The sequence below is a fragment of the Hallerella sp. genome (assembly GCF_022776125.1).
GTDB classification, from domain to species: Bacteria; Fibrobacterota; Fibrobacteria; order Fibrobacterales; family Fibrobacteraceae; genus Hallerella; species Hallerella succinigenes.
Map to the genome: position 1 here is coordinate 1 of NZ_JALFIA010000084.1, position 12,884 is coordinate 12,884.

The 12,884-nt window shown below is 51.5% G+C and carries 8 protein-coding genes; 4 read left to right on the forward strand and 4 right to left on the reverse strand.

All coding sequences use genetic code 11. The annotated features are described in order from the left end of the window. Nucleotides 1-260, forward strand: a 260-nt coding sequence (locus tag MR847_RS10110; RefSeq protein WP_287723674.1) for a hypothetical protein, incomplete at its 5' end; no start/stop codon positions are given. A gap of 113 nt (nt 261-373) precedes the next feature. Here MR847_RS10110 and MR847_RS10115 read toward each other — a convergent pair. From MR847_RS10115 to MR847_RS10125, 3 genes are all read right to left on the reverse strand, one after another. After that, a complete protein-coding gene (locus MR847_RS10115) occupies nt 374-1,543 on the reverse strand; it encodes a phosphoglycerate dehydrogenase (RefSeq protein ID WP_100424538.1) in 1,170 nt (389 codons plus the stop codon). A 40-nt stretch (nt 1,544-1,583) separates the two neighbouring features. Beyond that, entirely contained in the window at nt 1,584-3,323 is a 1,740-nt protein-coding gene (ispG, locus tag MR847_RS10120) for a (E)-4-hydroxy-3-methylbut-2-enyl-diphosphate synthase (protein WP_100424539.1), read from the reverse strand. 161 nt (nt 3,324-3,484) lie between these two features. After that, the gene (locus MR847_RS10125) at nt 3,485-4,204 is read right to left on the reverse strand and encodes a phosphatase PAP2 family protein (RefSeq protein ID WP_287723675.1); all 720 of its coding nucleotides are present in this window, start codon (nt 4,202-4,204) and stop codon (nt 3,485-3,487) included. A gap of 90 nt (nt 4,205-4,294) precedes the next feature. Between MR847_RS10125 and MR847_RS10130 the strand changes: the two genes are divergently transcribed. Then, nucleotides 4,295-5,245, forward strand: coding sequence for an ArsR/SmtB family transcription factor (locus MR847_RS10130; RefSeq protein WP_287723676.1), 951 nt, complete (start codon nt 4,295-4,297; stop codon nt 5,243-5,245). Nucleotides 5,246-5,483: 238 nt separating this feature from the next. Further along, entirely contained in the window at nt 5,484-8,102 is a 2,619-nt protein-coding gene (locus MR847_RS10135) for a glycosyltransferase family protein (RefSeq protein WP_287723677.1), read from the forward strand. Between the two features lie 85 nt (nt 8,103-8,187). Here the strand turns inward: MR847_RS10135 and MR847_RS10140 are convergent, their stop codons facing one another. Then, nucleotides 8,188-11,994, reverse strand: coding sequence for a transglutaminase domain-containing protein (locus MR847_RS10140; RefSeq protein WP_287723678.1), 3,807 nt, complete (start codon nt 11,992-11,994; stop codon nt 8,188-8,190). 227 nt (nt 11,995-12,221) lie between these two features. Here MR847_RS10140 and MR847_RS10145 point away from each other — a divergent pair. Then, nucleotides 12,222-12,884: type I glyceraldehyde-3-phosphate dehydrogenase (locus MR847_RS10145; RefSeq protein ID WP_287723679.1), on the forward strand; the 663-nt coding region annotated here is incomplete at its 3' end.

Sequence of the window (12,884 nt, forward strand, 5' to 3'; positions counted from 1 at the left end):
TGCGAGTTCAAGCCTCGTCCGTCCCGCTAGAAACCCTCTCTTCAACGAGAGGGTTTCTTGTTTTAAATTCAGAATACTTCCCCGCAATTGTTCATCCTCACAATTCAAAAGCAAGTGTCGCCTGCAGCAATTCTTCTTCAGCAAGCAATGCCGATGATTCAAGCAAGGATTCGAGCCATGAGCAAGCCCAGAATACCCTTCGAACGCCGTTTGCAAAGAAAAAGGCGTCCAGTACGCCGACGAATACGCAGGCGCCGTAAACGCTTGCAACGATGCAGTCAGGACACAGTAATTCCCTCCTCCCCAAATCGAAAACGCCCGGCTTTTTAGCCGGGCGTTTTCGATGCTAGATGCTAACCTTTGAAGGCAAAGCTTAGAAGTGGATGACGCGAACGCGGATCACCTTTTCGAGCTTCGTCAAAGCGTCGATGATGGAATCATCCACAGCCGTTTCGACGTCGATCAGGTTGTAACCGATCTTGCCGTTAGACTTGTTGCTGAAGCTTGCGATGTTGATGTTTGCTGCACCGAAGACCTTCGTGATTTCTGCGATCATGTTCGGAACATCCTGGTTGATCACCACGACACGGCTCTTCACTTCTGCGTGCGGATAGCTGTCGAGCGGCGGGAAGTTCACAGAGTTACGGACAACGCCGAATTCAAGGTAGTCCTTCAATTCTTCCACAGCCATGACTGCGCAGTTTTCTTCCGCTTCTTCTGTCGAAGCACCGAGGTGCGGGAAGATGGAAATCTTTTCGTGCTTCAAGGAACGAGCATCGGCGAAGTCGGTGAGGTAGCCAGCGAGCTTGCCTTCGTCGAGCATCTTGTAAACGGTTTCCATGTTCACGATGCCACCGCGTGCAAAGTTGAGAATCAAAGAGCCCTTGAATGCCGCGAGGTTCTTTTCGTTCAACATGTTTTCAGTCACGCCCTTGATGAACGGAACGTGCACGGTGAGGTAATCCGCCTGGGAAATCACTTCGTCAATCGTCTTCACAACAGTCACGACGTTCGAAAGCTTGTGCATGTTCGCAGCGCTCGGATACGGATCATAAGCGACAACCTTCATGTTCTTCCAACGAGCATAGTTGGAAACGAGAACACCGATCTTGCCGAGGCCGACGACGCCGAGGGTCTTGCCGGCGAGTTCGGTACCGGAGAACATCTTCTTGCCCTTTTCGATCGTCTTTTCGAGAGCCGGATCGTTCGGGTCGAGAGACTTGACCCAAGCTTCTGCTTCGGAAACGTGACGAACAGCCATGCCGAGCACGGTCATCACGAGTTCTGCAACAGCATTTGCATTAGCACCCGGCGTGTTGAACACGCAAACACCCTTCGCGCTAGCCTTGTCGATCGTGATGTTGTTCACACCAGCGCCGGCACGTGCAACAGCCAACAGACCTTCAAAAGAATCCGTATCGACCTGTGCACTGCGGACGAGAATCGCTTCCGGGGATTCCACGGAATCAGAAACTTCGTACTTGTCACTAAAAAGGTCGAGGCCTTTCTTCGAAATGTTGTTCAGAGTTTTAATCTTACGCATTGTGAGTTCCTTTTTATGAAGGTTCGTTAAATAAAACTTTTTAGCCCTCGTTGTACTTGCCGCGAGAACGGATGAGTTCTTCGAGTTCGTCCAGAGCCTTGTCTTCCGGCACGTTGCGCTTGACGCAAGTCTTGCCTTCGAAAAGGTTGATGAATCCCGGAGCGCCGCCGACGTAACCGAAGTCCGCGTCAGCCATTTCGCCTGTTCCGTTCACGATACAGCCCATGACGGCAATCGAGACATTCTGAAGCTTACCCAAGCGAGCTTGGATTTTTCCTAGCACCTGCTGGATGTTGTACAATGTACGGCCACAGCTCGGGCAGCTGATGAATTCCGTTTTGCTGCGACGGACACCTGCAGCCTGTAGAATGTCGAACGCGAGGGCGACTGCAGACATCTGGTCTGCCGGATCTTCAATCACCATGGCGTCTCCGATACCGTCCGAAAGAAGACTGCCGAAATCCGCTGCGGTCTTGAGCTTTTGATCCTCCGAACCGTCGATCTTCTTGTACAGAAGAATCGGGTTCTTTGCGTTCTTCGCTTCCATCGCAGAAACGAGAGCGCGCGTTCCATAGGCGAGATTATCGCCCGTGTACGTCACGAGAGAGCCTGCCGGAACTTCCATGCAGCCCGCAGCAAAGGCGTTGATATCGAACATATCCTTGAAGACGACGATCCCCTGGGAATCGAGGCCCGTAAAGGCGAATTCCGGAGTACGCGGCTTACCACTGATGCTGACCGCACTTACAGCTTCGCCCACGCGAACCATTTCCTTGCCGCCCAATTTGACACCGGAGAAACTCGTCACCGTTGATTCACGACGTTCGTAATGGTACGGATCCTTTTTCCATTCCGGAACCTGGTAATGGAGTTCTTCCTGCGGAATTTCGCAAACGTGAATGAGTTGCTGAGCCACCGGGACTTCTGCCACCGGATCTTCCGTCAGGGAAACGCGAATCGTGTCCGCGAGGCCGTCGATCAAAAGGGCACCAATACCAACCGAGGACTTAAGACGTCCGTCTTCGCCCGCACCCGCTTCCGTCACACCGACGTGGAACGGATACTGCTTAAAGCCTTCCTGCTTGAGTCTTGCGGCGAGCATGCGGTAAGCGCTGATCGCAACGCGAGGAGTCGAAGACTTGAGGCTCACGACAACCTGGTCAAAGTGTTCCGCTTCGCAAACCGCGAGATATTCGATAGCGCTTTCGACCATCCCTTCGACGGTATCGCCGTAGCGGTAAAGCATACGGGCGCCAAGAGAACCGTGGTTCACACCGATGCGGATAGCGCGGCCCAAACGGCGAGCTTCCTGCACAAACGGCGTAAAGGCTTCGAAAACCTTTTCACGGCCTTCTTCAAAATCTTTATCAGCCTGCTTGTCGAGAGTCGCAATACCGGTATCCACAAAGTTACCCGGATTAATGCGCACCTTTTCGACCCACTTCAAGGCTTCGAAGGCGGCCTTCGGCTGAAAATGGATGTCGGCGGAAACAGGAACATTGCATCCTGCCGCACGGATTTTCTGCATCACTTCCTTCAATGCCTGTGCATCGGCAAATGTCGGAGCTGTAATGCGAACGAGTTCGCAGCCCGCATTCGCAAGGGCAAGTGTTTCTTGAACGGTTTTATCGATATCCTTTGGCTTTGTCGTCGTCATCGATTGGACAAGAATCGGAGCTCCTCCACCGATTAGGGCATCACCTACACGGACTTGGACAGTTTCTCTACGAACCGGAGAAAAACGGTTCGGAACATAAGGAAAATCAAAAGTTTCAGGCATGATTCAAATATAGCTAAATCCAGAACGCAGAACGGCCATTCTGCAGTTTCACACCCTTACAAGTCCGCTCCACAGCACACATACATGCCCCTAAAGCGCACAAAATCGTCCCGTTCCACGTAATGCGACTTTTGGCTAAAGGACCAGTCCCTCGGAAACAATCAAAAATGCATCACCACCCCAAAGTACCCCGGAGACGCAGCCACTTTCACACGGGAAGATTCATGCAATTTCAAAACCAGAAAACTCGAAGCCGACCCCACCAAGGCTCCCACGATAACATCCGTCGGAAAATGCTTACCCGCCGCAATCCGCATCACACCGACAGCCGTTGCAGCGACCAAGGTTCCACCCCAAACAAGCGGCACATATGCGGAATTCGGATACTTTTCCATAAACCAAAGACTGCTAAAAACCGCAACCGAAAACGCGGTGCCCGTATGCCCGGAATAAAACGATCCCCAGGACTCTCCACGGCTTCTGTCCGCCTTGGAACGGTAAATTTCCGGACGTCCCCAAAGGCGCATGCTGCGCACGATCAAATTCAAACTGCTCTGCCACAAGGTGATTTCGGCGGCGGTCAAAAAGAAGGTCATCGCTTCACGCGTCGAAGAATTACCCAAGGCGAGTTCCACCGATTCAAATCCGAGCGGAAAAGCGATGAGCGCATAAAGGCTCCAATCGCTGAGATAATCAAAGCTAGGATGGTACGTTCCCGCAAAAGGCCTGTCCCACGGCAAGAGTTCATCCTTGGAAGGCTCTCCCGACCGCGGCTCCATTTGCGAATACGTGTACTGCGAAAGCACATAAGTGGCAACGCCCAATGTGAGAATCGGAGCGTCTACTGTCCACGACAGCGCATAGGGAGACTCTTCCGCCATGGCTTTCGTCCCTAGTGCCGCAGACAAAATCCATGCAAAAAAGAGCATACAAGCATTAAACTTCATTGTAAAAAAGATAAATTTTATTTTATGCAAGAGAAAAACGAAAATCTGGAGCCGCTCAAGCCGAACCTGGATCTTTTCAACGCGATTTCCGACGAAACGCGTCTCAAGATTCTGATGATCCTCTCGCATTCGGAATTTACGGTGAACGAACTCAAGGAAGTTCTCGACATTCACCAGTCGAATGCCAGCCGCCATTTGTCCAAGCTTTCCGCCTGCGGACTTTTGAAGGACCGCCGCGAAGGGACAAAGGCTTTTTACGGTCTTTCGGACGACCTTTACATGAGCAGTAGACTTTACGATATGATTTCCAAGGCTTGGGAACAGCTTCCCGACTTGGCTGTTGTCGAAAGCAAGGTCGAAGAACTCCTGGTTTCACGTCGCAACAATTACTCGGCCAAATTCCACAAGCTTTCCGAAGCCGGTGGAAGCCTCCGCGCCCAGATTTCGCTTTTTGCCCATTTGATGGTCCAATTCGACCATGCAATCGACATCGGATGCGGCGAAGGCGGCGATCTGAGCTTTATGCTTGCCGGACGTTGCAAAAAGGTGACCGCGATCGACATCAGCGAATCGAGCGTCAAAGGCGTGAACGAAATGGCCCGAAACCGCGGATTTTCAAATATCAAAGCTCTTTGCGCCGACATGCGAAAGATTCCCCTGCCAACGGGATGTGCAGACCTCGTTTTGATGAGCCAGGTTCTGCATCACGCCCCGAGCCCTCAGGAAGCCTTGGCCGAAGCCATCCGACTCTTAAAACCGGGCGCCACTCTTGCTCTGCTCGACCTCGCCGAACATCACGAAGAAGAGCTCCGCGAAACCCACGGGCACCTCTGGCTCGGTTTCAGCGAAGAACGCATCCGCTTCCTTTTGCAGAACCAACCCTGTGAAATCGTAGAAACGGAAATCATCCAAAGCGAAATTTCCGAAGAGAAAAAGCTCCCCGCTATCTGCATTATCGTGAAAAAAATCGGATAGATCGCTTTCTTTTTTGGCATTTATTTAGTAAATTGAACATGTAATCAAGGAGTCATCTATGGGAAAAATCATCAAAGTTTTGGGCATTGTTGTGGTATTCTTGCTTTCTCTATTCTCGATTTACCACATTATCCAGTCCCGCGCACTCGATGAAAATGCAGCCGATTAAAGCAGTTTCATTAAATCATTTGCAACACCGCACCTCACAAGATGCGGTGTTTTTTTTACCTTGCGAAATATGCAAAAAGATACACTGAAAAAATTCGGAGCCTATGCCGGTATCGGCATCGCCTTCTTCATTCTTCTTCTCTTTGTTTTCCGCGCATTCGTTTTTGATTCGAATACGCTGATGTTGAATTCCGACCAGTTAAACGGTATTGGCAGTAAAGTGGTCCGCGCCCAAAGCCTTGTGCTTTCGGAATGGGACGACAGCCGCCTCGGCGGCGTTCCGACAATCGACGCCTTGTTCGGCGACGCTTACCATCCGCTCGTGCTGGTGGAATTTTTGATGGACCCGGCCCGGGCCGTGGGCTTCAAGTTTATTCTCATCGTCTGGGTCGCCTTCCTTTCAGCGCTCGCCCTTGCAAAGTCTTTAACGGGGAGCCTTGCCTGGGGAACCCTGTTCGGATTTTTGTACGCCTTCTCGCCGCAGTACTTTAGCTACGTCTATGGCGGTCACGACGGTAAGATGATGGTCTTTGCCGTCGCGCCTCTCGCGATTCTCGCTATCCGCAAGATTATTCGAGAGGGCAGTATCGGCTACTTTGCGATCTTTGTGCTTTCCGTCGTCTGGATGATTCTCGGTTCGCACTTACAGCTCACCTACCTGTTCCTCTGGGGTGCAGGCTTTTATGCGCTTTTTGAAATGTTCGCTCTTTCGGCCAGTTGGAAGACCCGTTCGCTGCGCCTGGGTGTAACCGCCGGAGCATTGACTATTGCGCTTGGAATTTCCGCCTTCCAGATCATTCCGCCGTACCTTTACACGACCACGGAATCGGTCCGCGGCACGGGCGAAAAGACGAACTACGGCCACGCGAGTAGCTGGTCTATGCACCAGGAAGAACTCGCCGGCATGCTCATTCCGGGCTTTATCGGCGCAGACGTTTACGAACAGAAGCAAGGTGCTGCGGGCCTTGAGCTTTCGGGCAGCTCGCTCATCAGCATTCCCTACGCCGATATGCAAAAGGCGCACATCCAAAGTTCGCCGTTCTACTGGGGGCATAATCCGTTCAAGTTGAACCACGACAGCGCCGGTATCGTTCTCACGTTCCTCGCCTTCCTTGGACTTTTTGTGCGCAAAAGCCGCCGCGCGGCCGCCTTCTGGTTTGTCGGTGCAGCGGTCGCACTTTCCTATGCGATGGGGGTTCATTCCCCGCTCTTTAAGCTTTGGTTTACGATTATTCCAGGCATGAAGAGCTTCCGCGCTCCGAGCATGGCTATGTTCTGGCTCCCGCTGCTTATGACGATGATGGCAGCCCCAGTAGTGACTTCCCTCAAGAATGCAGCCAACCGCCGAGCTCTCAAGGCGGGCTTTGTGATGTTTATCGTTCTTCTTGCAATCGTTTGCGCGTCCCGTTTTGCGTGGACTTCGGTGCTCGGCATTCCGGGATTTTCGATTTCGATCGTTTACGGCTTAGCCTTTATCGCCGTTTTGAACATTTTGGACCGCAATGTTCCATTTCAGGTTCAGGAATTTGCCAATGCGTTTAAGCTTAAATTCCAAGGTTCTTCCAAGCTTGAAATCGGTGCTATCTTTGCACCTTTCCTGCTCACAGGATGCTTCTTTCTTTCGAACCAGAACCTTCTTTCGGACCCGGTGACTTCGGGCTACTTCAAGGCTTTGAACGAAACCGTGATGAACTTCACCGCCGCAACGATCATTCCGAGCTTTGTCCTCACGCTCATCGCGACTGTCACCGTCTTCTTCGTTTTGAGTTCCAAGCTCGACGGTCTGAAAAAAGCGGCTATCGTCGGAGTGGTGGCTGCGATTGAACTTTACACGATCAACGGAGCCTTCATTCAGAATGAGGATTACAACAAATACGTGCAGCCAAAGAATCCGATCGTACAGAGCATCCACGCAGAACACCCGGATTCGCTGAACCGCCCACGCGTCCTTTCGCTGTCCCGCAGCGAGGCTTTGAGCGGTAACGCTTTCCCGCTTTACGGCATGCGAAACGCAGACGGTTTCCACGACAACGAACTGGCGAGTTACCGTCTTTTCCGTGGCGGTCAGGGCAACGAAAATTACATGTACAACATCAACCAGGTCGCGCAGGGTCAGGCGGAAAATGCTTTCCTCGATCTGATGAATATTGGGGATGTAATCTTCGACACCCGCGCCGGAACCCAATACATTCCGTTCAAAAATCACCATAGTGACGGACATCTTTACGGTCACTACGTCGTCATGAGCGATTCCCAGGCGGTCAAGGCTCTCCGCGAAGGCTTCGATTACAAGAAAACGCTCATCCTTTCCGAAAAACCGTCCGAAAGCTTTACGCAGTCCGCTTCCGTGAACGGCAATGCGAAAATCACCGCAAAGCCGAAGATGGATGACATCACCTACCAGGTTTCTTCCGATAAGCCTGCCTTCCTGCTTTCTTCGGGTAACTTCCACCGCTACTGGAAGGCGACCGTCAACGGAAAGCCGGCCAAGGTTTACAAGGCATTCGGAACGCTCCGCGCTGTCGCCGTGCCTCAAGGAACTTCGACGGTTCGCCTCGAATACAAGTCCGATGCCGTCCGCGGATCGCTTATGCTTGGCCTTGTCGCCTGCATCGTCTTCGTCTGTTCGATTGCTGTCGCAGTCGTTTTGAAGAAGCGTTCGGCAAAGGCTGCAAAGGTTAGCGCATAAAAGCGGTTTCCAAGCTTTCAAAAAAGGCCCGCATCTGCGGGTCTTTTTGATGTCTTTAAGTTCTCGGAATCTGTCTAGAAGCTTTTTACTTTACCGTAATCTCCGGCGAAGTCGCATTCAAAAGGTAGTTCCATTCTTCACGGATCCGTTCATATTCCGAGGGGTCTGCGTAAATGGCGTAAGTCATCCACTTGTAACCGTTCTTGACCTTTTCAAAGTTCACGTATTCCGTTTCACGGCCCAAGTTCGGCGCATCGGCGACCGTCACATTTCCACTGTCGGCGGTCACTTCCAAGACGCTTTCAAATTCCGTCTCGTGCGGCATGCGAATCGGCAAATGACGCGTGCGAACCTTCGGCAAGTACATAATCGCACGTTCCCAAATATTCGGGAAGCGGCCCTTGCTGCCGTCAGAACTCTTGCCGAAGTAATTCTTGGAAGAGAATGTAATCACAAGCTTCAAAGGCTTATCAAAATCCGTTACGTTTTCCGCACGAACGCGAGAAATAGAAACATCCGGAACGCCTTGTGCCAATAGGTCCGCAATCAAGCGTTCCGTTTCCTTCGCATCACGACCGTAAAGCTGATTGCGAAGCGTGCTTGCAAACTTGCCCGTCATGCTCAAGGAATCGCGGAATTCCGCAGTACCATCCGCAGCAATGTGCAAGCGGTGACCGAGGAACACCTGATGTTCCTTTGCGTCTTCAAGAACCGGCGTAATCGCCACATGGCTCGAATCGCCGTCGATAACCAAGGCGACTTTTCCTTCCATATCAAGAGGAACCGGACGATCGTTACCGCCCTTATCGGACGGATCCACCCACATCTCCGGATAATTTTCACCCTTCGGAATATAGAGCATCATGTGGTTAAACTGCTGAATAGACGGAAGCGTTTCAAAACCCGGATCCGTTAAATGAATCGCGACGAGCTTACTTGGAACGCCGATCGCATTCAGCATTTCCTTTAAAAGAAGGCTCTGATCCTTGCAATCGCCACGGCGTTCGCGGAGCGTCGTTTCCGCAACCTGCGGAATCAAGGAGTGTCCACCAAAGCGCACATCGCGGTAGCGGATGTTTTCACGCACATAGCGCACTTCCGCAAGAACCGCTTCCTTGCCCAAGCGATTTCCCTTGACTTCAAAAGCCTTTTCACGCACCGGAATCGCATTTTTGAACTGATGGCGAATCAGGTTTTCATATTCACGTCCGACATCCTGCCACGTCCGCTTTCCGGTCAGCTGGAATCCTGCACCGTAGTCACGATACACAGGCATGTAAGGTTCACGACGGATTACGACAGGATCTTCAATCGACCACTCTTCGCCATCCGCTTCCGGCTTGCTCGAAAGCGGTCCATATTCTTCCGTCACAAAGCGAGACGTATCCGCATAGATTTTAAACGAATTCTTTTGCACAGGCACTTCTTCGGAAGCTTCAAAGCTCACAAAAGGAATCACGCCGTAATTCGCAAGGCTCGTACGGGAAATTTGCACATACACAAAATCGCCCGGAGCAAGCTTTTCGAGTGGAAAATGCGCCGTCTGCATTTCATTATCAAGGCCCAGTTCTGTCGCATAGGTAATGTAGGCGCCCTTGAGCGACATTTTCGCCTTGAGCGTCATCGTCGAATCGTAGATTTCGAGCGCATTCACAAAAATGCGGTCATAGCCCGGCAAAAAGTCGAACGCCAGTTCCGAATAAAGGCCCACGCCGCGCATGTCGAGAATTTCCACAAGCTTTTGTTGCGTTCGCGTCCAAGCTTTGTTCTTGTCGGCACGCAGCGCTTCGCGGGAATAATGCACCACCGCCGGGAAGCCGTCCTTTTTCGCCTTGACCGCAAAATCCTTGTTCACCAAGGCCGCGAGCGCAATCGGTCGCATTTCCACCGGATCGATCTTCTTTTGGAGCGTCCGGTTATCCGCCTTGCCGAGGAACGCCTTTGCCGCCGAAAGGAAGCTCTTGATATCTTCATCATCCGGGTGCATCACAAGGGCATGCGACAAGGATTTTTCTGCCTGCACATAATTGCGGGAATAGAACTGTACCTTACCGCGCATTGTCCACACGCGATAATCCGAAGAGCCGAGCGGCAAAACTTCTTCGCTCACCGCAAGCGCTTCCGGATAACGACCGAGGAACACCAACGCATCCATCAAAGTGAGTCCCAAGTCCACCGTCATCCCGAACCGTTTTTTGGTCGTGTAAAGCACCTCCACCGCTTCCGCATAACGGTCCATACCCATATAAGTTTTCGCAAGATAAACGCCCAAACGCGAAGACGGCTGCTTGTCGTACAGGTTCTGCACCACCACCAAGGACTGCGTGCGCTGACCGAGCCCCCAAAGCGCATCTGAAAGATTGATTACATATTCCGGATGGTTCGGCGTATAACGCAAAGCCATTTCTGCATACTTGCGTGCTTCGCCAAAATCCATCATCTCTTCATACATTTCACCGAGGATCGAAAGCAGGCGCCCGCTCTTACGCACCAAATCCATTTCACTCAAGAAATGATTCACACCCGGTCCATACAGTTCCTTCATCTGATAGATAAATCCGCAGTTGATCAAATACAGCGGTTCCAACGGATCCATCTTGTTCGCCTTTTCAAAGTACGAAAGCGCGACAAGCGGCTGATTTTCCGCAAGGCGCAAAAGGCCCACCTGGTTCACGACCGCCGCCTGGAAACGCAGAACCTTTTCATCGGTCACAGTCTTCGGCTTTTCGAGAAGGGTCACACCGTCGATTGCACGTTCCAAAACCTTCGCATACTTTTTATAAAGAATTCCCTGAGCCCAGCCCGCCACGAGAATGCCGCGACCGTTGTCCCAGAAATAACGTCCCGAATATTTAAAATCGTAACCGTCGATCACTCGGGTACAGGTAAAATTCTGCGAAAACTGGTTCGCATTTCCACCGCGAACGCGCACCACATCCAAATTCGGATCTTCTGGATCAAGACCCAAACGGATCAAAAGCACTTTGAACAAATCCTGCGCGCTGACTTCATTCGGGTCGATAATCGTTCCATATACAAAAAAAGCCGTTTCTTCTTTCATGTTCGCAAGGACAAGATCCGGATCGCCGTTTTGCGCTGCGACACTCGCCCAGTTATGCCACAGAGAATCTTCCACATGGAACTTGTAGCCAAGAGCCGAAGACTCATAATCCGTCACCACGTCCTTCGAAATTTCCTGTTCCTTCGAAGTTTTCTTGAGCTCTTCCGAAAGGGAAAAGCCCGCAAAGAATTCCCGCCATTCCTTTTTGAATTCCGCACGCGGCGAAACGGAATCCACTGTCGAAAGCGTTAAAAAGAAAACGTGATTTCCCGATGCCGCCACAAAGCCGTCTGCAGCAAGAGATGCTTCTGCCGAAGATCCCGCCGTTTCAAAGAAAGCGCCGGTCATGCCGACTTCTTCCGCGGGCGATACCGCCGTATATTCCGCTTTGCGGTACGAAAGCCCCCGGCCTTGCATTTCGGCACGGGCACGGTCCATCACATTCGGAGATTCCCCGGTCGAAAGGATAATCGTCTGAATTTCGGCGCGTCGTCCTGTCTGCGGATTAAAAAATTCGAGCGGAGCTGTTTCATCGCTCGGATCGCTCACCAGGTCCCAATCGGCGCTCGGCGTCTTGAACAGAAAACCGTTCGTTTTAAATTCACGCATCTTGGCCGTCGCCGAGACCTCCGGTTCAAATTCAGCACTTTGAATCGGATCGCCTTTCGAATAGCCTCGATTCGATGTTCCCGAAGACTGCTTCGACGGAGCAGAACCGTACTGCGGGTCCGTTTTCAGGGGAATATCGCTTCCAGCGCAAGAAACGAGTAGAAAAATCCCAAATAAGGAAGTACAAAGGCGACTGCAAGATTTAAAAAGAGTATGCTTCATCACACTAGAATATAGAATTTACGATTATACGGTCTCCTTTTTCTTCAAATGTATCTTCCCAAAAGTCAATCACTTACCACCATCGGGAACCTAGGATACCGGTTGAGCACTCCTTTTTTCCAATTATCCTACACAAAAAAAAAGGAATTTTATATCTTTTGAACTAGAAACGCCCCACTGTAAAAAGTGGTTAGCAATTTCACAACAAAAAAAAGAAGGATCCTAAAATGGCTCTCAAACTCGGTATTAATGGTTTCGGTCGCATCGGCCGTATGGTCTTCCGCGCTGCTGTGGAAAACTTCTCCAAGGACATTACTGTTGTCGGTATCAACGACCTCCTCGACGCTGACTACCTCGCATACATGCTGAAGTATGACTCCGTCCACGGTGCTTTCAACCACGACATCAAGGTCGAAGGCAACTTCCTCATCGTCGACGGCAACAAGATCCAGATCTTCGCTGAAAAGGATCCGTCCGCTATCACTTGGGGCGCTCTCGATGTAGACGTCGTTGTGGAATCCACTGGCTTCTTCCTCACTGAAGAACTCGCTTCTGCTCACCTCAAGGCTGGTGCTAAGAAGGTCATCATGTCTGCTCCGTCCAAGGATGCAACTCCGATGTTCGTCTATGGTGTTAACCACAAGACCTACGCTGGCCAGAAGATCATCTCCAACGCTTCCTGCACCACCAACTGCCTCGCTCCGATCTCCAAGGTTCTCGACGAAAAGTTCGGCATCGTCCGTGGCCTCATGACCACCGTTCACGCTGCAACTGCTACTCAGAAGACCGTTGACGGCCCGTCCAAGAAGGACTGGCGCGGTGGCCGTGGCATCCTCGAAAACATCATCCCGTCTTCTACGGGTGCTGCTAAGGCCGTGGGTAAGGTTCTC